Annotated in this window: 25 protein-coding genes and 3 pseudogenes; 23 read left to right on the forward strand and 5 right to left on the reverse strand. The window is 50.5% G+C overall.

Features of this window, described 5'->3' with window-relative positions; genetic code table 11:
• The first annotated feature begins 49 nt into the window (after positions 1-49).
• The 9 genes from ABID47_RS30350 to ABID47_RS30390 all read left to right on the forward strand — a co-directional run bounded on the left by ABID47_RS30350 (position 50) and on the right by ABID47_RS30390 (position 5,479).
• Positions 50-649 carry a GNAT family N-acetyltransferase gene (locus tag ABID47_RS30350; protein WP_354502546.1) on the forward strand — a complete coding sequence of 200 codons (600 nt, stop codon included), beginning with the start codon at positions 50-52 and terminating at the stop codon, positions 647-649.
• A gap of 66 nt (positions 650-715) precedes the next feature.
• Positions 716-1,297 (forward strand): DJ-1/PfpI family protein, encoded by a 582-nt coding sequence (locus ABID47_RS30355; protein ID WP_354502548.1) that lies wholly within the window; start codon positions 716-718, stop codon positions 1,295-1,297.
• A gap of 136 nt (positions 1,298-1,433) precedes the next feature.
• Positions 1,434-2,366: a cysteine synthase A gene (gene cysK, locus ABID47_RS30360; protein WP_354502550.1), complete on the forward strand. Its 933-nt coding sequence runs from the start codon at positions 1,434-1,436 to the stop codon at positions 2,364-2,366.
• Between the two features lie 50 nt (positions 2,367-2,416).
• On the forward strand, positions 2,417-2,803 hold the full coding sequence (locus ABID47_RS30365) for a tautomerase family protein (RefSeq protein ID WP_145025694.1): 387 nt from the start codon (positions 2,417-2,419) through the stop codon (positions 2,801-2,803).
• Between the two features lie 16 nt (positions 2,804-2,819).
• Positions 2,820-3,230 (forward strand): hypothetical protein, encoded by a 411-nt coding sequence (locus ABID47_RS30370; protein WP_354502552.1) that lies wholly within the window; start codon positions 2,820-2,822, stop codon positions 3,228-3,230.
• Positions 3,231-3,283: 53 nt separating this feature from the next.
• Positions 3,284-4,054: a nucleotidyltransferase domain-containing protein gene (locus tag ABID47_RS30375; protein WP_354502554.1), complete on the forward strand. Its 771-nt coding sequence runs from the start codon at positions 3,284-3,286 to the stop codon at positions 4,052-4,054.
• A gap of 37 nt (positions 4,055-4,091) precedes the next feature.
• Entirely contained in the window at positions 4,092-4,664 is a 573-nt protein-coding gene (locus ABID47_RS30380) for a GNAT family N-acetyltransferase (protein WP_251673170.1), read from the forward strand.
• Positions 4,665-4,707: 43 nt separating this feature from the next.
• The gene (locus ABID47_RS30385) at positions 4,708-4,848 is read left to right on the forward strand and encodes a hypothetical protein (protein ID WP_181909093.1); all 141 of its coding nucleotides are present in this window, start codon (positions 4,708-4,710) and stop codon (positions 4,846-4,848) included.
• Positions 4,849-4,933: 85 nt separating this feature from the next.
• Positions 4,934-5,479, forward strand: a complete 546-nt coding sequence (locus tag ABID47_RS30390) for a GrpB family protein (RefSeq protein ID WP_354502556.1) — start codon at positions 4,934-4,936, stop codon at positions 5,477-5,479.
• A 53-nt stretch (positions 5,480-5,532) separates the two neighbouring features.
• Here ABID47_RS30390 and ABID47_RS30395 read toward each other — a convergent pair whose 3' ends face one another.
• The 3 genes from ABID47_RS30395 to ABID47_RS30405 all read right to left on the reverse strand — a co-directional run bounded on the left by ABID47_RS30395 (position 5,533) and on the right by ABID47_RS30405 (position 9,081).
• The gene (locus ABID47_RS30395) at positions 5,533-6,549 is read right to left on the reverse strand and encodes a substrate-binding domain-containing protein (RefSeq protein WP_116232055.1); all 1,017 of its coding nucleotides are present in this window, start codon (positions 6,547-6,549) and stop codon (positions 5,533-5,535) included.
• 178 nt (positions 6,550-6,727) lie between these two features.
• Positions 6,728-7,909 carry a glycoside hydrolase family 130 protein gene (locus ABID47_RS30400; RefSeq protein ID WP_354502558.1) on the reverse strand — a complete coding sequence of 394 codons (1,182 nt, stop codon included), beginning with the start codon at positions 7,907-7,909 and terminating at the stop codon, positions 6,728-6,730.
• 2 nt (positions 7,910-7,911) lie between these two features.
• Positions 7,912-9,081 (reverse strand): AGE family epimerase/isomerase, encoded by a 1,170-nt coding sequence (locus tag ABID47_RS30405; protein ID WP_354502560.1) that lies wholly within the window; start codon positions 9,079-9,081, stop codon positions 7,912-7,914.
• Between the two features lie 314 nt (positions 9,082-9,395).
• Here ABID47_RS30405 and ABID47_RS30410 point away from each other — a divergent pair, with 314 nt between their 5' ends.
• The 7 genes and pseudogenes from ABID47_RS30410 to ABID47_RS30440 all read left to right on the forward strand — a co-directional run bounded on the left by ABID47_RS30410 (position 9,396) and on the right by ABID47_RS30440 (position 12,982).
• Positions 9,396-9,605 carry a KGG domain-containing protein gene (locus tag ABID47_RS30410; protein WP_076173330.1) on the forward strand — a complete coding sequence of 70 codons (210 nt, stop codon included), beginning with the start codon at positions 9,396-9,398 and terminating at the stop codon, positions 9,603-9,605.
• A gap of 218 nt (positions 9,606-9,823) precedes the next feature.
• On the forward strand, positions 9,824-10,261 hold the full coding sequence (locus ABID47_RS30415; protein WP_354502562.1) for a GNAT family N-acetyltransferase: 438 nt from the start codon (positions 9,824-9,826) through the stop codon (positions 10,259-10,261).
• Between the two features lie 34 nt (positions 10,262-10,295).
• A complete protein-coding gene (locus ABID47_RS30420; protein WP_354502564.1) occupies positions 10,296-10,841 on the forward strand; it encodes a GNAT family N-acetyltransferase in 546 nt (181 codons plus the stop codon).
• 47 nt (positions 10,842-10,888) lie between these two features.
• Positions 10,889-11,431, forward strand: a pseudogene (locus ABID47_RS30425) (O-acetyl-ADP-ribose deacetylase); the annotation flags it as partial.
• A gap of 24 nt (positions 11,432-11,455) precedes the next feature.
• The gene (locus ABID47_RS30430) at positions 11,456-11,800 is read left to right on the forward strand and encodes a nuclear transport factor 2 family protein (RefSeq protein WP_354502768.1); all 345 of its coding nucleotides are present in this window, start codon (positions 11,456-11,458) and stop codon (positions 11,798-11,800) included.
• A 48-nt stretch (positions 11,801-11,848) separates the two neighbouring features.
• A complete protein-coding gene (locus ABID47_RS30435) occupies positions 11,849-12,451 on the forward strand; it encodes a dienelactone hydrolase family protein (protein WP_354502566.1) in 603 nt (200 codons plus the stop codon).
• Between the two features lie 135 nt (positions 12,452-12,586).
• Positions 12,587-12,982 carry a VOC family protein gene (locus ABID47_RS30440; protein ID WP_089545635.1) on the forward strand — a complete coding sequence of 132 codons (396 nt, stop codon included), beginning with the start codon at positions 12,587-12,589 and terminating at the stop codon, positions 12,980-12,982.
• 98 nt (positions 12,983-13,080) lie between these two features.
• Here ABID47_RS30440 and ABID47_RS30445 read toward each other — a convergent pair whose 3' ends face one another.
• Positions 13,081-13,320: an excalibur calcium-binding domain-containing protein gene (locus ABID47_RS30445; RefSeq protein WP_435530686.1), complete on the reverse strand. Its 240-nt coding sequence runs from the start codon at positions 13,318-13,320 to the stop codon at positions 13,081-13,083.
• Between the two features lie 139 nt (positions 13,321-13,459).
• Between ABID47_RS30445 and ABID47_RS30450 the strand changes: the two genes are divergently transcribed.
• From ABID47_RS30450 to ABID47_RS30465, 4 genes are all read left to right on the forward strand, one after another.
• Positions 13,460-13,915, forward strand: coding sequence for an NUDIX hydrolase (locus tag ABID47_RS30450; RefSeq protein ID WP_354502568.1), 456 nt, complete (start codon positions 13,460-13,462; stop codon positions 13,913-13,915).
• A gap of 87 nt (positions 13,916-14,002) precedes the next feature.
• Entirely contained in the window at positions 14,003-14,458 is a 456-nt protein-coding gene (locus ABID47_RS30455; RefSeq protein ID WP_354502570.1) for a hypothetical protein, read from the forward strand.
• A gap of 18 nt (positions 14,459-14,476) precedes the next feature.
• Positions 14,477-15,487 (forward strand): serine hydrolase domain-containing protein, encoded by a 1,011-nt coding sequence (locus ABID47_RS30460; RefSeq protein ID WP_354502572.1) that lies wholly within the window; start codon positions 14,477-14,479, stop codon positions 15,485-15,487.
• 23 nt (positions 15,488-15,510) lie between these two features.
• Entirely contained in the window at positions 15,511-15,987 is a 477-nt protein-coding gene (locus ABID47_RS30465) for an SRPBCC family protein (protein WP_354502574.1), read from the forward strand.
• A gap of 51 nt (positions 15,988-16,038) precedes the next feature.
• On the opposite strand, the gene ABID47_RS30470 is transcribed toward ABID47_RS30465, so the two are convergent.
• Entirely contained in the window at positions 16,039-16,956 is a 918-nt protein-coding gene (locus tag ABID47_RS30470; RefSeq protein ID WP_354502576.1) for an aldo/keto reductase, read from the reverse strand.
• 425 nt (positions 16,957-17,381) lie between these two features.
• On the opposite strand from ABID47_RS30470, the pseudogene ABID47_RS30475 reads away from it, so the two are divergent.
• From ABID47_RS30475 to ABID47_RS30485, 3 genes and pseudogenes are all read left to right on the forward strand, one after another.
• Positions 17,382-17,967 (forward strand): annotated as a pseudogene (locus ABID47_RS30475) (dihydrofolate reductase family protein).
• Positions 17,968-17,993: 26 nt separating this feature from the next.
• Positions 17,994-18,652, forward strand: a pseudogene (locus ABID47_RS30480) (Type 1 glutamine amidotransferase-like domain-containing protein).
• Positions 18,653-18,924: 272 nt separating this feature from the next.
• Complete coding sequence (locus ABID47_RS30485; protein WP_354502578.1) at positions 18,925-20,289, forward strand: hypothetical protein; 1,365 nt, start codon at positions 18,925-18,927, stop codon at positions 20,287-20,289.
• Positions 20,290-20,689 lie beyond the last annotated feature (400 nt).

Genomic DNA, 20,689 nt, shown 5'->3' on the forward strand with positions numbered 1-20,689 from the left:
ACGATTATCATTTCAACTTTAGTTAACCCCCACAAGGAGGCCCACGAATTTGAATACAGACACGCTATTCGACACCTTTCCTACCTTACACAACGACAGCATTGAGCTGGGTAAAATCGAACCGGCCCATCTAGATGGCCTATACGAAATTTATTCCAACGACCGCGTGTTTGACTACTGCGGAGTCATCCCCAAGCACAATAAAGATACGGTGAAAAAGATGATCGGGCATTTCGAACGCGACTATAACAAAAAATCGAGAGTGAAGTGGGGCATCTTTATCCCGGACTCCTCCCGAAAGCTGGCCGGTATTGCCGAAGTGTATGATATCAACTCCAAAGTGAATATGATGTCCATCGGCTACTTTTTAAATGAAGATTATTGGGGGCGGGGCATCGCCACGAAAGCGGTGCAGCTGCTGACCGGCTATTTATTCGAACAGGCGGGGGTCAATCGGCTGCAGGCCGAAGTGATGCCGGCGAACGGTGCTTCCAAGCGCGTGCTGCAGAAGAACGGTTTTATGCTGGAAGGCACGTTAAGGCAGGCGACCGTCTGGTCGGGTAAAGGCGTTGTCGATTTGGAGATCTACGGCTTGCTGAAAGAAGAATATGCTGCCTCCCATACGGCGTTGAGCAGTTCAAAAATATAGAAGAGCCCGGGGTTCGTTTCAGATAGCTGTAATCCTAGGCTGCCCTTTCTGAGAGGATGATTCGGTTTGAAAATTGCGCTGGTCTTGTTCAATGGCGTTACGTTTCTGGATTTTGTCGGCTTTTATGATGTCATCTACCGCTTGCGGCAGTTTGAGCCAACGAAAGATACGACATGGTACATTTGCGGCTTAACGGAGGAAGTGACGGATGAGCTGGGGATGCGGGTCAGCGTGAATGTCATCCGGCCGGATTTATCGGCGTATGACCTGGTGTTCATTCCTGGGGGAATGGGAACGAGAAAGCTGCGGGAGGATGCGGATTTTATCGACTGGATTCGGACGGCTGAATCGGCGGAATTCAAAGTGTCCGTATGCACGGGTTCGCTGCTGTGGGGAGCTGCGGGGTTTTTAAAAGGACGGAAAGCTACGACCCATCCCAACGTCTACGACTTGCTGCAGCCTTACTGCGAAGAGGTGGTTCAAGCCCGGATTGTAAAAGATGGCCATCTCATCACGGCCGGCGGGGTGGCCACCTCGATTGATCTGGGCGTATACGTCATTGAACTATTCGCAGGAGCAGAAGCGGCGCAGCTTGTGAAAAAGCAGATCGACTACCCCTATCAAGCCGCCGGTATTGTTGAGGTATAACCAGGACAGCGCGGATAAGCAGCTTGTCTTAGGTGCTTCACGGGTCGCATGGATTGTTTTTATTTTCCGGAAATGATAACTTGAAGTAATGACCAACGGAGGAAGTTGGATTTTATACTCAGGAGTGTTAACGGAAATGACAATCGCCAAGAACTTAACTGAACTTATAGGAAATACGCCGCTGCTGGAGCTGGGCCATGTGATGGAGAAGCACGAGCTTCAGGCGTCCCTCATTGCCAAACTGGAGTATTTTAACCCGGCAGGCAGCGTAAAAGACCGCATCGGTTATGCCATGATCAAGGATGCCGAGGAGCGCGGACTGCTGAACAAGGACTCGGTGATCATCGAGCCGACGAGCGGAAATACCGGGGTAGGCCTGGCTTTTGCGGCAGCGGCTCTCGGTTATAAGCTGATTATTACCTTGCCGGAGAGCTTTAGTCTGGAGCGCCGCAAGCTGCTGCTTGCGCTTGGAGCCGAGCTGGTGCTGACACCGGCGAATGAAGGGATGGGCGGTGCCATCCGCAAAGCCGAAGAAATCGCGGCATCCACCCCGAACTCTTTTATTCCGCAGCAATTTAACAACCCGGCCAACCCGGCGATTCACCGGATGACGACAGCGGAAGAGATTTGGAGAGATACCGGCGGAGATGTGGACATTTTCGTCAGCGGCGTCGGGACAGGCGGCACGATCACTGGCGTTGGCGAGGTGCTGAAGGAAAGAAATCCATCCGTGCGGATCGTGGCGGTGGAGCCTTTTACCTCGGCGGTTCTGTCCGGAGGGAAGAAGGGTGCACACCAGATTCAAGGCATCGGAGCGGGTTTTGTTCCGGATAACTTCAACCCGTCCATCGTAGATGAGATCATCCAGGTCAAGGACGAAGACGCGCTGGAAACGGCCCGTTCGCTGTCGAGATGGGAAGGACTGCTGGTAGGCATCTCGTCCGGGGCAGCCGTGTACGCAGCCGTTCAATTGGCCAAAAGACCGGAGTATCACAATAAACGGATCGTCGTCCTGCTGCCCGATACAGGGGAAAGATATCTCTCGACGCCTCTTTTTCCTAACGTGTAACCTAATCAGTATCCCGGGATGATTCTATTTTCATGGAAGGGGAGAGACGTATGGCTCAAATTAAAATTTTCGGTCTGCGTTCCACGCTGAAGCCGATCCAGAGCGCTTTCTCGGATGTGCTTCATGCCTGTGCCGTGGAGGCGCTGCAGCTGCCTCAGGATAAAAGGTTTCACCGATTCTTTTTCATGGATCAAGAAGACTTCATTTACCCCGGTGACCGCACCGACAAATATACGATTATTGAAATCAGCATGTTCGAAGGACGATCGGCTGCCGCGAAAAAGCAGCTGATCCAGCTTCTTTTCGAAAAAATTCCCGCCTTGGGGATCGGCGTTTCGGACCTGGAAATTACGATTTTTGAAACACCGAAAGCGAATTGGGGAATTCGCGGCCTTCCGGGGGACGAGCTGCATCTCAATTATCGGGTGGACGTATAGAGCAAGGGGAGCGGCAATGGACAGGGGAATTGAGGCAGACTTTATCAAGCGATTTTGCCGGAAAGAAGTTCGAGAGAGACTGATCTACGAGCTTAGTTCGGAAAAGAAACGAAAGCATGCATTAAGCCGATTTTCGCATCGATATGAAGACCTCTTCATTCTTCGGCGTATGATAGAAATTCCCAAACCCAATTCGGATGTTCAGCGTATTTACGAAATATTGCTGAATCATAAGGCAGACAATGTTTCCTACTGCATTTCGTGGAATGTTGAAATTGATGGAAAAAAGCTGCCCTTGCTTGAAGCCCTCCAGGCTGCTGTTGGATTTGGGCAACCATCCATCCTTGTTTGCGGGGAACGGCTATCTTATTTTGAAGCTGAGCAGGAGGCAGGACCTCCTCGAAGATTTCTTCTAGATGTCGATTGAAACGCATCAAAATGCAGAGTATTCCTTTCAAACGTGACGGAAGGAGGCAAACAGTGAAAGAGATCATAAAACAGAATTTAGCAGAAATTGAACAGAAGCATCAGGTGAAGATTCTTTTCGCTGTGGAATCAGGAAGCCGTGCATGGGGTTTTCCTTCCAAAGACAGCGACTACGATGTTCGTTTTGTCTATGTGAACAGACCCGAATGGTACCTGTCTATCGATGATAAAAGGGACGTTATCGAACTGCCGATCAACGATATGCTGGATATCAACGGGTGGGACATCCGAAAAGCGCTGAAGCTGTTTAGAAAGTCCAATCCTCCGCTGTTGGAGTGGCTCGTTTCTGACATCGTTTATGATGAAAACTATGGATTTAAAGACGAATTGTTAGACATCAAAGAGAAGGTGTTTTCTCCCAAAGCCTCCATGCACCATTATCTAAGTATGGCCCAAGGGAATTTCCGGGAGTATTTGCGCGGTGAGCATGTGAAGATTAAAAAATACTTCTATGTGCTGCGGCCTATTCTGGCATGTAAATGGATCGAAAAGTATAACACGAGTCCTCCGATTCTCTTTCAGGATCTCGTTGCGGATTTAATTTCGGATGAGTCCCTTTTAGAAGAAGTTCATTCGCTCTTAAGCCGCAAGATGGCTGGGGAGGAACTGGACTATGAAAAGCGGATCGATCGCATCAATGACTTTATCGAAGCCGAAATTGAGCACATAATCGATTTTTTGAAGGACTTTAAAACAGAACTCCAAGATCCGACGCCGTTGCTGGATGAATTATTTCGAAAGTACTTGAAGGTGGTTTGGAGCTAATACCTAATAGAAGCGCTTAGAATGGGGAGGCCCCTGGATGATGGATGTGGGAAAACTATTTTCGAGTCCCCCTATATTTGAAACGGCGAGGCTTCGGATTCGAAGACTGGAACTCTCTGATGCTGCTGATTACTTTGAGCTCGCCAGCAATCCAGATGTGTCGGCTGAAACCGTGTGGGACCGGCATCATTCCATAGAGGAGACCATCGATTACCTAAACAGAGTCAATCAAAGGTTTGACATGAAGCAGGCAATCCATTGGGGGATTATCGAGAAAGCCAGTGGTAAACTGATAGGCAGAACTGGCCTCATCCATGTTGATCCGGTGCATGAAAAAGCCGAGATTGGTTATGCGTTGGCCAGAGCTTATTGGAGTCAGGGGTTCGTCACGGAAGCTACGAGGGAGATCGTGCATTACGCTTTTGTCCAAGCAGGATTCCATCGGCTGGAAGCCAGATGCAACGCCAGCAATCCGGGGTCTTACCGGGTGATGGAGAAGCTCGGGATGAGCTTCGAGGGAGTGCTCCGGGAGCAGCTGAAGATTAAGGGGCAGTTTGTGGATCAACGGATGTACTCCATTTTGCGGCAGGATACAGAATGGAGTGTCTAAGAATAACTTGGAGCAGCAGTTATAACGATTGGAGGACGATCACATGCTATTTTTGTTTGTCATCCTGCTGATCGCTCTGGTTGCCATCATCAGTAACCAATATGCAAGCCTGAAGAAGATGGATGCGCTGCAGCAAACCTTGCGGGAGATCAGCGAAAAATTAAGCGACCGCAGCAGGGAATAACGCCGGCGTGCATCCGATACAAATGAAGACAGAGAGGCGTCCGCGTGGATTCCTCTCTTTTGTGTCGCCAGGAAAGGAGCCAGATATGGAAAACCAGTGGAGAATTGCGCCGTATGATCCGGCGTGGAGACATCTCTTTTCTGAATTGGGGATGAAATTAAGAGGAGCCTTGGGGGAGGCGGCCGTGCGAATCGACCATGTGGGATCGACCTCTATTCCCGGGATGGATGCGAAGCCGATCATTGATGTTCAGGTGTCGGTAGCGGCATTGCAGGATGTCGCGCATTACCGGGACAAGATCGAGTCTGTGGGTTTTGTGCACAGGGAGGATAATCCCGACCTGACGAAAAAGTACTTTCGTGAAGTTCCCGGCACCCGCAGAACGCATATCCATGTGCGGCAGGCAGGGAGCTGGTCCGAGCAGCTGACCCTATTGTTCCGGGACTACCTGCGCGAGCATCCCCAAGACTGCCGGCGTTATGCGGCCGAGAAGCACCGCCTGATGCAGCGGTTTCAGCACGAACGCGAGAAATATGTGGAGGGGAAAGGGCCTGTTGTATGGGAGATTCTGCAGAGAGCGCACGATTGGTCGCAAGCGACCGGCTGGACGCCACCGAAATCGGATGCATAGCGAAGCGGAAGATCAGCATGCCGCAGCACCGTAAGGTGGGATCACGGTCTGAGTCAATCTGTAGAGCCCGCTTTCTTCACGGAGTTTCTGTAAATGATTTTGCCTTGAACAAGAACGCGGCCGAAGCGCATTTCCGGCGAGCTGATTTTCTTCAGCAGTGAATGGACGGCGGTCTGGGCCATTTGCGGCGTATCGACCTCTACCGTCGTCAGATGCGGTTCAGTCAGGGTAGCGAACACATCATTATCAAACCCGACCACTGAGCAGTCCTCGGGTACACGGTAACCCTGCGATTTGAGCTTGAGGACGAGCAAATGGGCAACCCGGTCACAGTTGCAGACGAAGGCGGTAGGCATATCCTCCGGCAGTTCCATATCGATCAGCGTTCCTTCCTCATCACGGTCATTGACGATCCAGCGGTCGTTCAACGGGATTCGGTGCTCGAGCAAAGATTTATAGTAACCCAGGTACCGGTCCTGGATGCTGCTGGTCGAATACAGATTGCCGACGTAGCCGATCTTCCGGTGTCCCTGCTGGACCAGATAGTTCGTGATTTCATAGGCGCAGTAGAAATTGTCGGTCGTCACCGAATCGATGTCGGAATGCTCGTCATAAAAATCGAGAAACAGCTTCGGCTGTTCCATATGCTCCAGCGCTTCGATATAAGGTTTGCTGATCTGGCCAAGGAGGATGAATCCGTCCACTTTGCGGTCATAGTAGATGCGCGGCAGGTGGAGCAGCTTCTCGTCTTCGGCGGACAAAATATGCAGAATGCCGTCGTAGCCGTATGGCTCAAGGGCCATCGAAATCTGCTGGTACACTTTCAGGTAAAAAGACTGCGTCTGTCCGGTAAAACGCTCGGGAATGACGACGCCGATGTTATAGGTTAAGCCTTCTTTCATCGATTTGGCGACTTTATTGATGCGGTACCCCATTTCGTCCGCGAGCTGCTTGATCCGCTCCTTTAATTCGTCGCTGACGCCTTCCTTGTCATTCAAAGCCTTTGAGACGGTGACGCTGCTGACGCCCATTCGCTCGGCGATGTCCCGCAAGGTGATATGCTTGTTCATTCCACCATCTCCTTACAACAATTGGTTATTCGAAAAAGGTCCGTTACATTGAACTCCGGCTGCCTTGCGGCAGCCGGACGCTCCATACATTATATAGTACAAGTATAGCCTGCTTTGGCAAGCGAATAAAGAAAGATGTATCTAAATGAGGCCGGGGTTATACCGTGTTGGTTAAAACTTAAGCGCGCTCGCCCAGCAGCTGTTCGTTCTGTGCGATCAGCTTGGCGCGTTGGGCCGCATTATCCAGCGAACGGAACTCATCCGCCGGCGTGTTGAACGTGTAGTCGACCAGCCGGTCTACCGTCGTTGTGGCCACATGGATGCGGGTATCGCTTGAAGCATAATAAATAAAGACCTCATTCTTCTCGTTGACGACGGCTCCGTTGCAGAAAATCACGTTCGAGACGTCCCCGACGCGTTCGTCATCGTACGGTGCGATGAAGTGGCCGCCTGGCTTAGCGATAACCTTGGCAGGATCGTCTAAGCTGGTCGCAAAGGTATACAGGACATAGCGAAGACCCGCCGCCGTGTTGCGGACGCCGTGGGCGATATGGATCCAGCCGCGGTCGGTTTTGATGGGAGCCGGCCCTTGGCCGTTCTTCACTTCGTACACCGTATGATACCGGCGCTCGTCGATCACCGTCTCCTGGTCAATGACCGGATTCAGGATGTTATCGCACAACCCGAAAGCAATGCCACCGCCCGAACCGGTGGAGATGAAGCCGTCCTGTGGACGCGTGTAGAACGCATATTTGCCGTCCACGAATTCCGGATGAAGCACCACGTTCCGCTGCTGCGGTGAACCGGTCTGAATGTTCGGCAGACGCTCCCAGGTTTTGAGGTCCCGGGTGCGGACAAGTCCGGCCTGCGCTACAGCGCTCGATGTATCGTAAGCCGGTGCGTCCGGGTCCTTTTGCTCCGAGCAGTAGATCCCGTAAATCCAGCCGTCCTCATGCTTGACGAGGCGCATGTCGTACATATTCGTTTCGTTCGGGTCGATATCGTCCCAGACCAGCGGCTGATCCACGAAGCGGAAGTTATCGATTCCGGTCCCGCTCTCGGCCAGGGCAAATATGGACTTGCGGTCCAGCCCCTCAGTCCGAACGACCAGAATATATTTTCCGTCGTGATAAATAGCTCCCGGGTTCAGCGTGGCGTTAATGCCCAGCCGTTCCATAAAGAACGGATTGCGCTCGGCATCCAGGTCAAATCTCCAATGGATCGGCACGTGATGGCGGGTGATCACAGGGTACTTGTATCGGTCATAGACTCCGTTGTAAAACTCCGTATTCCGCTCATTGGGCCGGGACAACAGTTCCTCCTGGCGGGAAGCCAGCTCGGCATATTTTTCATGGATCATGCTTAATTCATCCTTTCGATCATTTCGATACAAAATCGGCTGTTATGATAAGGGCACTTCCAAGGTCCGGCTATTTCGCGGCGGTCCGGCTGCCCGTCCGCCTGAACCGACCAATACCATTCGCCGCCGCCTCTACGGTCAATGATATGGGTCTTCGTATACGTCCACATCCGGTCGATCAGATCCAGAAAACGGGTATCGCCCGTCCGCTGATAGGCGTTGTAGAAACCGACCATAGACTCTGCTTGCACCCACCAAATGCGGGTATCGTCGATGCGGTCGCCGTGCTGCTCGTTCATCAGGGAGCCGTCTTCCGAAACTGCGGTATCGGCGATCTGATAAGCGATGTCTACCACCATCTTCGCGTAATCGGCATGGTCGGAACCGATAGCTTTCATCGCATCGTCAATGAGCCAGCTGGCCTCAATGTCATGGCCAAACGAGGTAAGGTCCAGCAGGGAGTTCCAGCTGCGGTCAAAAAACACATTCAGGCGCTTTTTCTCGGGATCGTAAATCCGGTTGTAGAGCATGGACAGCAAATTCTCCAGTGCGGAGCGGACCCGGGAATCCGGCCATACGCGATACAGCGTCGTATACGCCTCAAGCACATGGATGGTGGTGTTCATCGTGATGTCCGCGTTAATTCCATTTTCGCTGAGCATTTCGTTTGGCTGCTCATGCCACTCGCGGTCAAACTCTTCTTTATAAGCCTGAATGCCGGTATCGTATCCCTTCTCTTCAATCAGCCCAAAAAGCTCGCGTGCCAGCTCAAGCGCCTCCGCATCGCCGGTGGCCCGGCTGTATTCGCTGAGCGAGTAGACGGCGAAAGATTGGGCATACACATGCTTGCGCGTGTCCAGCGGCTGTCCCTCATGATCGACCATCCAGTACATGCCGCCGTACTCCCGGTCAATGAGCCGGTCCTTCAAAAACGAATAGGCATGCTTTGCATGGGATGCCCACACTTCTTCGCCCGTTACCCGGTAGGCTGCGGAAAAAGACCATAGCTGGCGAGCGGTGGCGATCCCTCCCTTGGGAGCCAGAGTGTCCGTTTGCAGGTCTACGCTCACTTCGCCGTAATATCCCCCATGCCGGTCATCCCGCAATCCCGCCCAGAAGGGGAGGATATGCTCGGTCCATTCCCTGCGGATTTCCTGTTCAATGGATTTCAACGCCCAACACACTTCCTTTTATTAAGTTATCGTTAACTTTACAAATTAATATTAATAATCTAGGAACGATATTGTCAATGAGAAAAGAGGAATTACGAAGCTATACACGAAGCCGCAGCAGATAGAGTGGGGATGCGCCCTTTTTTTGAATATAAGGTGATACAGAAAATGATGCCTGATACTCTGTTAGTCGAGCTGGGTTAAGGTAAAAATTTCATACCGGCAAACGGGAAGAGAACCTGTTTAATATTTTTTCATGCGGTTAAATACATGTCGTGAAGGAAATTCCCAAAAATTCAGAGGAGTGATTGATCATGGCAAATAACCAAAATGGCAAAATGAGTCCGGAAGAACGAGGCCGTATGGGTGGAGAAGCCACGGCGAAAAATCATGACAAAGAATTTTATCAGGAAATCGGCCGCAAAGGCGGAGAGGCTACAGCCGAGTCGCATGACAAGGACTTTTACCGTAAAATCGGTGAAAAAGGCGGCGAAGCCCGCGCGCGTCAGCGTGACAACGATTAATACGATGACCCCCTAAATTGGAATATGACATTAGGGTACGCGGCGCTTAAAGCCGGCTTTCCGAAAGAAAACCGTACCCGGCGATCCGTAGAACCCAAGCCTAAGAATAAAGCCCGAGAAATCTCGGGCCTTATTCTTTTTGTTTTGCAAAAAAAACGATTGAACTTTGGAATCAGACTTGATACTATTGCCCTTAAATACATAAAGGGTGGATATATATGGAAAATATTGACGGAGATTTGGTGATCAGCACCGACAAGTCGAAACTGGACGTGGATAAGGTTTGCGATTTTCTGTCGCGGAGCTATTGGGCGAATAAACGGCCAAGAGAAAGAATCCTGAAGTCGATCGAAAATTCGATTTGCTACGGGGCTTATATCGGAGACAGGCAGGTCGGTTTTGCGCGGGTCGTGACCGACGGGGCCACGATGTATTGGTTGTGCGACGTGTTTGTGGATGAGGAGTATAGGGGGCACGGCATCGGGAAAAAGCTGGTCGAGACGATTACCAATGCCGATGAGTTCAAAGATTTGAACGGCCTGCTTGGTACCAAAGATGCGCACGGTTTATACGAACAATACCATTTTACAAGAATGGAAATGATGCGGCGTATGGCGGATTACATCAGAAATATGGATAAGGACGGCTCCGTATAAAAACGGTCCGTATCGATCAGAAAGGGTGAGCGGAATGGGGGAAAACGTCTATCACGACCTTCCCGTGCTGGAAACCGCTAGAACCGTGCTTCGTAAAATATCGATCCGGGACGACCGTGATATATTTGCGTATTGTTCGGATGAAGAGGTGGCCAAATACACGACTTGGTACGCGCATGCATCGCTCGAAGATTCCCGGGGGTATATTGAAAGGATTCTCCAGAGGTACAGCCAGCAGCAGGTGGCCCCATGGGGAATTCAGGACAAAGCTTCGGGAAGGCTCGTTGGAACTTGCGGGTTTGTAGGCTGGGATGTGCATCATGCGAAGGCCGAGCTGGGGTATGCCATATCAAGGGACTTTTGGGGTCAGGGTTACATGACCGAAGTCGTGAAGAGCATCATTGATCTGGGGTTGAACCAGATGGATCTGGTGCGGATCGAAGCCCGCTGCCACCCGGACAACGTGGGCTCCTCGCGCGTCATGGAAAAGTCGGGCATGCAGTTCGAAGGCCTGTTAAGAAAAAGCATTTATACGAAAGGCGTCCATCAGGATTTGAAGATGTATGCCCTAGTTAAATAGAATAGAGAACCATCGCGAGATGATTCAGGCGGAAAGGAGAACGATGTATGGCACGAAACTTTCAATCTACCGTGATTGAATTCATCCAAGGAGACATTACGCGCGCTGAAGTGGATGGCATCGTGAATGCCGCGAATTCGAGCTTGCTGGGCGGAGGCGGCGTCGACGGGGCCATTCATCGTGCCGGCGGGAGCGAAATTCTTGAGGAATGCAAGAAAATCCGGGCTAGACAGGGAGGCTGCCCCGTAGGCGAAGCCGTGATCACGACGGCTGGCCGGCTGCCGGCCAAATATGTTATTCATACGGTGGGGCCCGTGTGGAACGGCGGACAGCATGAGGAAGAGGCCAAGCTGCACAGCTGTTATATCCAATCACTTGCGCTGGCTGATCAGTACGAGCTGGAAAGCGTAGCTTTTCCAAACATTAGCACGGGAATCTATGGTTTTCCCAAGGCGTTGGCAGCGCCGATTGCCATTCGTGCGGTAAAGGAGTTTCTATCGGCTCATCCGCAGACCTCGATCAAGAAGGTGCAGTTCGTTTGCTTTGACAAGGAAAATGAAGAGATTTACCGGAAACTGTTAGAACAGGATGCCGAGCTGCTCATTCGCCGTTATATCGAAGCTTATAACGCATTTGACATCGAGGGGATGTTAAGTGTGCTTCATCCGGATGTCATTTTCAGAAATATCGTCGGTAACGAGGTTTCGGTGGAAACGAAAGGACTGCAGTCATTTCGGGCTTTGGCGGAAAAGGCGGCAGCCCTGTTTTCGACCCGGCATCAAACGATCTTTGAGCTTCGGGAGATAAACGGCCGGATTGAGGCGGACATTGATTACACAGGTGTGCTGGCGTCAGATCTTCCTGACGGTGTAAAGGCTGGGGATACCATTCGGTTACAAGGAAGGTCGATCTTTATGATCAAGGATGGAAAGCTGTCTCTTATCGAGGACTACAGCTAATCACAAAAGCAGAGCTCTACCTATTTACTATAGAAAGAGATGGCAAACATGAATTTTCAAACATCCAGAAAGGCACTGGTCATCATACTCCATGAAATCTATGGGCTTAACGAGCATATTCTTGCTTTTGGCGATAAGGTCTCCCAGGCGGGTTACAAGGTGCTGACCCCGAACCTGCTGAAACGGGAGCCTTTTCCATATGAACAAGAGGAAGAAGCCTACTCCTATTTCGTGAGCCAGATCGGCTTTGACCGGGCCGCTGATGAAGTGAGGCAAATTGTACGAGATCACCGGGATCAATACGACTGCATCATGATCGTCGGCTTCAGCATTGGAGCAACCATTGCCTGGCTGTGCAGTGTATCCGAAATCGAAGGGATCGTCGGATTTTACGGATCAAGAATTCGCAATTACGCCGAAACGGAGCCGAAGTGCCCGGCTTTATTATTTTTTGCAAGGAACGAAAAATCCTTTAACGTATCAGAGCTCGTTGTAAAATTGGAGCATCGTCAGAACACGCACGTCCACGTCATCGAAGGGGAGCATGGTTTCATGAACCCTTACTCCAAAAGCTACCTTCCCCAAGCCTATCAGGCATGTCTGGAGAGGAGCTTTGACTTTTTGCAGTGGATAGCGACGGGGGAAATGTAGTCGAGGCTTTGGCAGATGACAGCGAGACGAGTATGGATCGGGACTACAGATGGATATCTAATATTTTTGCTTTACATGCGAACATACATTCTTGTAAAATGTATTTGGGTATAAATTCCAAATGGAGGTTCGGATATGGAATCTGGGCGAATTCTAGGGATTGCTTATAATGTTATCCCGGTGAAAGACGTGGAGAAATCGGCGGAATGGTTTGTGAAGCATTTCGGATTTAACATTCGCAATAAGCGCGACGGTTATCTGAGTTTGTTCAGAGAGAACCGGCCGATTCTTGATCTGATCCAAAGTGAGCACGATTCGAGAGCGGTGTTCGAAGTGAACGGTAGAAAGCGCTGGGTCATCACCTTTTTTTCGGACGATATCGTGTCGCTGCACAGCCGGTTACAGGCCGGGGACGTCAAGGTCGGCAGCCTAAGCGACGAAGGGAAGTACGGGAAGTTTTTCGTACTCGAGGATTTGGACGGCAACCTGTTTGATGTATGGGAGCATCGGGATTGCGAGCTGGTTTACTAGAGCCGGTCATGCGGCCATCTTAGAACGGGTCAAAACGAAAACAAGCACGACCCCATAGTTAAGGGATCATGCTGCTAGAATACTGGTCATAATCTTCGTTATTTTTCACACGCGATGAAATCTTTGTCCCGGTCTCTGCTTTTGTTGGCGTCATAGAGCTCCTTAGAAACATAAGGCTTATATTTGGTCTTGCCGCCTTTGTTTTTGACGGAAGCCGAGCGGGCGACGCCCCCCTTGTAATCTTTGTTTAATTCAGCGCAGTTCTTGTACTTTTTCACTTGACCTGCCGCTTGCGCATGACTGACGGTGCCCAGACTGATCCCGGTACATAGAATCACACTTAGAGAAAGTAAAATGCTTTTTTTTCATTCTCCAAATCACCCCTGTTCGTCTATTATGATTCATAGGCCCATCGCTATCATAGCATGCGGTATCGGGAATTTGGAGGAGAAAATTGAACATAAACGGAGAGATGGAATGAGCTCAGAAGAAAACATCATTGTCGCCAGCGTTTCCGTTCTGCGGAACGAAGAGGTGTTCATGATCCAGGAGAAGAAGGCCTCCGCGTATGGTCTGTGGAACTTTCCTTCAGGGCGGCGGGAGACAGGAGAAGATTTGGCCGAGACTGCAGTTCGGGAAGTTAAGGAGGAGACTGGACTGGACGTACGGCTGAAGGCTGTTACTGGTGTGTACCCGTTTCGAAGCTTCAGTGGTCAGCAGGTGATCCTGTTTCATTTTGTCGGCGAAGCAGCGGGTGACGCTTTAAGAGTACAGAATGATGAAATTATGGATGGCCGGTGGGTTGCCATCGATACGCTTCTCCATCAGCCGGATGAACAGCTGCGGGAAGCGAAAGTCATCAAGCAGATCACCAGGCGGTTGTTACGGAAAGAGTTCTACCCGCTTGACGTATTTCATGGAATGATTCGGTGAGTATCATGGAAATAGAGTAGCATAGTAGTGATGAACGAAAGAGCCTGTCTTTTGACAGAACCATCTTGTAACCGTTAGGAGAACAGCATGAAATTAATGCCTGAATACGCCCACAATATTATCGTCGGTGTGGTTTTTCGAAACCAGTGGAGCTGGTACATAACGGAGAGGGAATACTGGTTTTTGAATGTGGAAATGGAAGACCGCTTCGGTATTGAAGTGCTGGATGAAACCACGGCAGCTGAATTTTTTCGTCTTATCTCGGACTTTCGGGTGCTTTCAACGGAGCTCTCTCAAATGCTCATGGATTTGCAGGACTCTTTTCAGCATCAAGACGAAGTTCTCGAGTTTGTTCCGGCCCTTTACGTCCATTTCGACGACCGCTTGCTGTATTCGCTGTTCCCGGAACCGATGTCTTTCGAGCATTATGTCCCCGAGGGATGGGTTGGGGAATATCGTGATTTTCTGGAACTGGTGCCGGAAGCGGAACAGTATTGGATGATCGAGGGGAAGAACTTTTTTAATACGATGCCGCAACGGTAAGCAGGGGAGGGAATTCCATTGAAACATACTCAAAGCAGCCACTTTCAACCCCTGAATGATTATGTGCATCAGGTGCAACGCAGGATCGGAGCTACGGCGGCGGCAGTCTATATTATTCATAAGGATACAGTGGTGAATGAATGGTACGGCGGAAGGCATGGATCCGAACCGGATTCCCGACCTGTAGACGAGAAAACTCAGTTCAACGTAGCCTCCATTCGCAAAACGTATTTGGGCCTTGCCATCAGCATGCTGATCGAACAGGGGAAAATTCACAGCATTGACGATGCGATCTGTCGTTATTTAGATAAGGACATCCCACAAGCTGAAGAAGTGACGCTGAGGCACCTCCTTACCCATACCCACGGGTTGATGGAAATGCAGGGCAAGCTCGTTCGTGAATTTCCTGCCGGCAGCGATTGGGCCTATCGAAATACAGGCATCGCTCTGCTCATCGAATTGGTCCATCAATTAACGGGATATCCACTCAGTACATACATGCAAAGAAACGTATTCGACCTTTACGGGCTTCACGAAACAGGCTGGAGAACGGAAAAGCGGGAAGAGCTGATCTATAACTATTATGAGGATCCGGACACCTGGGTTGGACCTAATGATAGCTCGGCGGGGGACCAGAGCAATTTATTTGCCAGTGCAAGGGATTTGGCACGCTGGGGTGCGATTCATATGAACAAAGGAAACGTCGGAGGGGACCAGCTGATTCCTGAAAGCGTATTTGATCGTATCGTTTCCCCGCAAACCCCGAAATCCTTGCCGGATCATGAGCCGCTCAACGGATTCATCTGGTGGCTGCAGCGGGACACTCCCTTGAACCAGCTAGGCGAACGGCTGCCTGGCGGAGCCTACCAGGTGCTTGGAATTACTGGATGCGCCTGCCTCGTCATTCCGGAGTATGATGCGGTGGTCGTTCGGATGTATAACCAGCTCAGCAATTCGGAAGGTTACGATTATTTAGCGGATATCCGTCAGTTCGGAAATATGGCGGGCGATTTGCTCAGGATATTTTAAACCATCATGACAGGATGAACGGTATGTCGAAAATACGAGAAGAAATGATGATATATGCCCCGATCGACGTCTGCTTTGACGTCTCCCGAAATGTGGATGACCACTCCCGAACGGTCTGGCCGCATACCCATGAGCGGGTCGTCGCGGGAAGGATGAGCGGTTTGCTCGAGGCCGGGGACACGGTGGTGTTCGAAGCAAGGCACTTTGGGATTCGGCAGTGGCTGACCTCGATGGTGACCGAGATGGATAAGCCCTATTCTTTTACCGACGAGATGCAAAAGGGTGCCTTTCGCCATCTGACTCACCGCCATGAATTTGAGGAGCTTGCCGGAGGAACGCTGGTCAGGGACATTCTCGATTTCAGCGCTCCGTTCGGATGGGTTGGGCGGATGTTTGATGCGCTCGTGTTGGAAAAATACATGAGAGCCTTTATCCGCTACCGTCAACGGACGCTCAAGGCACTCATCGAAAATGAAAACAGCCCCAAGTCGTCGACTTGAGGCTGCTTCTGTTTTGCCGTCCGTACATACGAGCGGCCGTTATGCAATGATTTATGGCAAAATGTTACCGGCTGCGCGGTAAATTTCGTACCATTCTTCGCGGGTCAAGGTCACATCGCTTGCTTTGATGCAGTCTTGAAGACGCTCAAGGTTCATCGTGCCGATGACCGGCTGCATGTTGGCCGGATGGCGGAGGAGCCACGCAATAGCGATGGTCGTATTGGTTACGCCGTATTTACCGGCAATTTCGTCGATCTTTTGGTTCAATTCCGGGAATTTGTCGTTTCCAAGGAACACGCCTTCGAAAAAGCCGTATTGGAAAGGCGACCAAGGCTGAACCGTAATGTCTTTCAGTCTGCAGAAATCCAGGACACTACCGTCACGGTTCACGGCCGATTCATTTTCCATGTTCACGTTAATACCGGCGGAAATCATAGTGGCGTTCGTGATGCTGAGCTGCAGCTGGTTGGCTACAATCGGCTGCTTCACGAATTTTTTCAGCAGTTGGATTTGCATCGGGTTCTGGTTGGATACGCCGAAATGGCGCACTTTGCCGGAGGATTCCAGCTGATCGAACGCTTCAGCAACCTCTTCCGGTTCAACCAATGCATCCGGGCGGTGCAGCAGCAGAACATCCAGGTAGTCGGTTTTCAGCCTTTTCAAAATGCCGTCCACCGAATTCAGGATATGCTCCTTGGAAAAGTCGAACATGCCCTGACGGATTCCGCATTTGGATTGAAGAATGATTTGCTCACGGACGTCGCTGTTCATATGGATGGCGTCTGCGAAAATTTCCTCGCATGTACCGCCGCCATAGATATCGGCATGGTCAAAGAAATTAGCCCCTTGCTCCAGTGCCGTTTGTACGAAACGCTCCGCTTCGTTTTTGTCCAGGGAGTTGATGCGCATGCAGCCTACTGCAACTACAGGTACTTCCAAGCTGCTGCTGCCAAGCTTAATCGTTTTCATGAATCCTGTCCTCCGTATTCATATGGGTTTGGATGTTTCGACTCCAACACGAAAGTTCCGGCTTCCTGCTGAAGTTTCCTCTAGTAAGCGTGATCTAGTGATGAATAGTTTTGCAGACAGTCCCCTGTTTATAATGACACCGCGTGTGGCAGGATTCAAGTCTTTTTATGAGGATAATAGCAGATTATGAGTTTATGGCGGTAAACTGGAGGCAGGAAGACAGGAGAAACCCGTGTTCAGTGACGATAAAGTTGGGATCTGAAGGATATTCGTAGGCGATTGAGCAGATAGTCTCTTAAAACAAAGTATTGTCATTAAGCTATAGGGTAGTTTAAATTAGCAATCGATAATAAACAGCCTGGACTGAAATGTTGTAGAGTGAAGTTAACGGTGAGCATACCACTTGAACAAAAGGAGAATTGAAGATGAGAAAACTTGTTTTATTTTTGCATTCATCGCTTGACGGTTTTGTAGAAGGGCCAAACGGCGAAATGGATATTGGCTGGGTTTCCTACGATGCTGATTTGGAGAAACACGCGAAAGAAATTCTGAGTACTGCCGACACGGTCGTTTGGGGACGCGGGACTTATCAGATGATGTACAGCTACTGGCCAACTGTTGCCTTCGAATCCAATAAGTACACAGCATGAACTGGATCATGCCGAGTGGATCGAAAAGACAGCCAAAGTCGTCTTTTCCACGACGCTGGAGAATGTCGAATGGAACAATTCCAGACTGGTGAAAGAAGATGTCGAGGAAGAGATCAAGAAGCTCAAACAGCAGCCAGGCAGAGATATGGTCATCCTCGGTAGTCCTAGGTTCGCGCACTACCTTATGGGGCTTGATTTAATTGATGAGTATAAAATCACGGTTTCTCCTGTCCTGGTTGGCAGCGGGCTGAGGTTATTCCAAGGCATCAAAGAGAAGACCAATCTTAAACTTATCGAAAACAAAACTTTTGATTCTGGGGCGATTGGTCTCGTTTACCAGGCGGTTAACAGACTCACATAACGACAAGGAGTGAAGTTATGAAGTAATTGCTCACATCTGCAGGCGTTAATAACAAAAGCATACACGATGCGCTAGTTGACATGCTGGGCAAGCCGATCGCCGACTCCAACGCCCTGTGCATCCCCACCGCGATGTACGGACACCCCTGGGTCGGCCCCGGCGTCAAGGCCTGGCAGTTCATCACCGGGAATTCCGAGAATCCCATGGTTGACCTGGGCTGGAAGTCCGTCGGTGTGCTGGAACTCACAGCGCTGCCAAGCATCGACAAAGAACGCTGGGTGCCGCTAGTCCGGGAGACGGACGTCCTGCTGGTTGCGGGCGGCGACTCCCTCTACCTGTGCCACTGATGCGGCAGTCCGGGCTGGCAGACCTCTTGCCGTCGCTGCAGGCAGTTTATTTGGGAATGAGCGCCGGGAGTATGGTGATGGCACCTAACATCGGGGAGTTCTTCGTTGGCTGGACTCCACCCAACGGTGGCGATGAAACGCTGAGTCTGGTTGATTTTGCCATATTTCCGCATCTGGACCACGAGATACTGCCTGAAAATAACATGGCTGGTGCAGAGAGATGGGCCGCTGGGATGCAGGTTCCGGCGTATGCGATTGATGATCAGACTGCCATCAAAGTGATCGACGGAGCGGTCGAAGTTGTCTCCGAAGGGCATTGGAAATTTTTTTCGTGGTAATTATTAAGGTCGGTTTACGTTTAGTCGAAGTGAAAATGTTGATTGCTTTATGAATCTAACGGGGAACTATAATTGAAGTAACAAATGGTAGTGCTGTAGAAAAAAAGTATTTAGTCATCGGTGATATGCTTGAACTTGGTAATCAAGAAGGGTTTCACTGAGTAATCGGGCGAAGCCTTGAATCACGCGAAATTAACTATGGGACAGTCGCCTAACCACCTTTCACTGAATACATCTGAAGTATAAGATGATTCAGGAGAGGATGTTGGCACTTGCAAGCTGTTTCTCATGATCCCCTTCAAGGAAGGATCGCTTACACGTCGGACCGCGGTGGAACGTTCGACATTTGGCTTTACCGACCGCAGGACGGTCTTCATTTTCAACTCACGATTGGGCTTGGTGCGGAATTTTCGGTTCCCTATTGGTCTCCGGACAGCAGGAGTGTCGCTTTCATCGGCGTTGGCAACGTGGTTCACCTGCTGGATACGGTCACGCTTGCTGTCGCAAGGATCGACCAAATCGAACCATACACACTGCTGGACTGGTCCCCGGACGGCCGTTTTCTCGCGTATGTCAAAAACGGGCGGATCCTCATCTATGATACATTCTCACATCGAAGCTATGCCATCCCTGAGGAGGGAGCCAGCGATGCCCAGTGGTTTCCTTCAGGTACGGAGCTTCTGTTCGCGGCTCCAGATACCACCGGCAACACCCAGCTCTTCCGCATCCGGACTGATGGGACAAATCGGAGACAAATCACGCAAAATACGGACGGACCGCTACATGACGTTCGGCTTTCCCCGGATGGAACCTTTGCGCTTTATACGTTCCCCGGTGTCAGTATTTCCATCATTTCGACGGTGGATCTGACCAGCGGCACCATCTACAGGCTGGAGGGCGGACCGCTTGCCAAAAACTATTTACCGACATGGTCCCCGGACTCCCGGAGCATCGCCTATAGCGCAACCGCTTATAAGGAGCCGAACTATTATTCTCTCATCCAAATCGATAGCCGTACCGGTCAGAATCAAAGAACGTTGGCAGCTTCCGACTGTTTTGCCACTCCTGTAGCCTGGTCGCCGGACGGCGGCAAAATTGCGTATTTATCCGGTTGTGCAGGTGCAGCAAGCGCAAGTCAGATCTGGATAGTCGATATTGGCGGGATGATGCCGGTGAAGGTCCTCAGCGGCGGCCGGATTACTGCCTTGCAGTGGTCTCCTCGCGTCAGAAGGATTCCGGAAAACATCTACACAAGCTCCGTGTACCGGGTATCCTTTCCATATCCCGCAACCTGGCGCCGGGTCAGCGAAGAGAGAGCCGAAGGGACAGACGGTTTTTTTCAGGTATCTGCGATTTCAGCCGGCGACAGGATTGCCGATGTATGCAGCTCCGAAGCTTTTCATCCATTGATGCCTTATGGCTCTTCTCCTCGAATTGTCATGCAGACAATACAAACCAGAGAGGCCTGCTTTATTTTTCCCTCGGTCGACCAACCAGCGGAAATGAATAAACAGGCAGCCCTCATTGTGAAGTATCCCCTTCCTGTCCAAATCGGAGAAACGTTCTACAATTATTTTATCCTGTGGGCTGACGTCAACCACATCCGTCAAATTGGCGGGCAGCTGTCATTCCTGTAGCTAGTGGAGTATTAAATGAACAATCGACCGCAGCAGCCTCCGTATTTAATGATGTAAATTGTATGCAAATTGAGGACACCGCCGAGGAGAACGCATTTGTCGTTGGGGAGTGAATTGGCGTGAGCAAAACACAGCAGCGGCCGGCAAGTAATTGGCTGCTGTTTTTGTTGTATTGAAGGGCAGATTGCCTAATAAAGTCGGCGGTAATTTTTAACTATACACAAACATTCCTTCGCCTAATATTTTCCTGTAGTATATCCTTGAATTATCCTTTTTAGAGAGCGAGTGATTATGGTGAGAGTCACTACATTTGCTGAAATCGCGATTGTTTTTGAGGCATGGAAGGGATAATTGCTTGGACTTCCCCTTTCGTGTAAAGCCCCATAACGGAGGGAAAGCA

The organism is Paenibacillus favisporus, assembly GCF_040545415.1.
GTDB lineage: Bacteria > Bacillota > Bacilli > Paenibacillales > Paenibacillaceae > Paenibacillus_AQ > Paenibacillus_AQ favisporus.

What these genes read in the sequence shown, in the direction of transcription:
- ABID47_RS30400 (WP_354502558.1), bottom strand. Translation starts at nt 7,909, where the DNA reads ATGATCCATGAAAAATATGCCGAGCTGGCTTCCCGCCAGGAGGAACTG.
- ABID47_RS30420 (WP_354502564.1), top strand. Translation starts at nt 10,296, where the DNA reads ATGGGGGAAAACGTCTATCACGACCTTCCCGTGCTGGAAACCGCTAGA.
- ABID47_RS30395 (WP_116232055.1), bottom strand. Translation starts at nt 6,549, where the DNA reads ATGAACAAGCATATCACCTTGCGGGACATCGCCGAGCGAATGGGCGTC.
- cysK (WP_354502550.1), top strand. Translation starts at nt 1,434, where the DNA reads ATGACAATCGCCAAGAACTTAACTGAACTTATAGGAAATACGCCGCTG.
- ABID47_RS30440 (WP_089545635.1), top strand. Translation starts at nt 12,587, where the DNA reads ATGGAATCTGGGCGAATTCTAGGGATTGCTTATAATGTTATCCCGGTG.
- ABID47_RS30435 (WP_354502566.1), top strand. Translation starts at nt 11,849, where the DNA reads ATGAATTTTCAAACATCCAGAAAGGCACTGGTCATCATACTCCATGAA.
- ABID47_RS30380 (WP_251673170.1), top strand. Translation starts at nt 4,092, where the DNA reads ATGATGGATGTGGGAAAACTATTTTCGAGTCCCCCTATATTTGAAACG.
- ABID47_RS30465 (WP_354502574.1), top strand. Translation starts at nt 15,511, where the DNA reads ATGTCGAAAATACGAGAAGAAATGATGATATATGCCCCGATCGACGTC.
- ABID47_RS30370 (WP_354502552.1), top strand. Translation starts at nt 2,820, where the DNA reads ATGGACAGGGGAATTGAGGCAGACTTTATCAAGCGATTTTGCCGGAAA.
- ABID47_RS30410 (WP_076173330.1), top strand. Translation starts at nt 9,396, where the DNA reads ATGGCAAATAACCAAAATGGCAAAATGAGTCCGGAAGAACGAGGCCGT.
- ABID47_RS30365 (WP_145025694.1), top strand. Translation starts at nt 2,417, where the DNA reads ATGGCTCAAATTAAAATTTTCGGTCTGCGTTCCACGCTGAAGCCGATC.
- ABID47_RS30390 (WP_354502556.1), top strand. Translation starts at nt 4,934, where the DNA reads ATGGAAAACCAGTGGAGAATTGCGCCGTATGATCCGGCGTGGAGACAT.
- ABID47_RS30470 (WP_354502576.1), bottom strand. Translation starts at nt 16,956, where the DNA reads ATGAAAACGATTAAGCTTGGCAGCAGCAGCTTGGAAGTACCTGTAGTT.
- ABID47_RS30385 (WP_181909093.1), top strand. Translation starts at nt 4,708, where the DNA reads ATGCTATTTTTGTTTGTCATCCTGCTGATCGCTCTGGTTGCCATCATC.
- ABID47_RS30415 (WP_354502562.1), top strand. Translation starts at nt 9,824, where the DNA reads ATGGAAAATATTGACGGAGATTTGGTGATCAGCACCGACAAGTCGAAA.
- ABID47_RS30450 (WP_354502568.1), top strand. Translation starts at nt 13,460, where the DNA reads ATGAGCTCAGAAGAAAACATCATTGTCGCCAGCGTTTCCGTTCTGCGG.
- ABID47_RS30455 (WP_354502570.1), top strand. Translation starts at nt 14,003, where the DNA reads ATGAAATTAATGCCTGAATACGCCCACAATATTATCGTCGGTGTGGTT.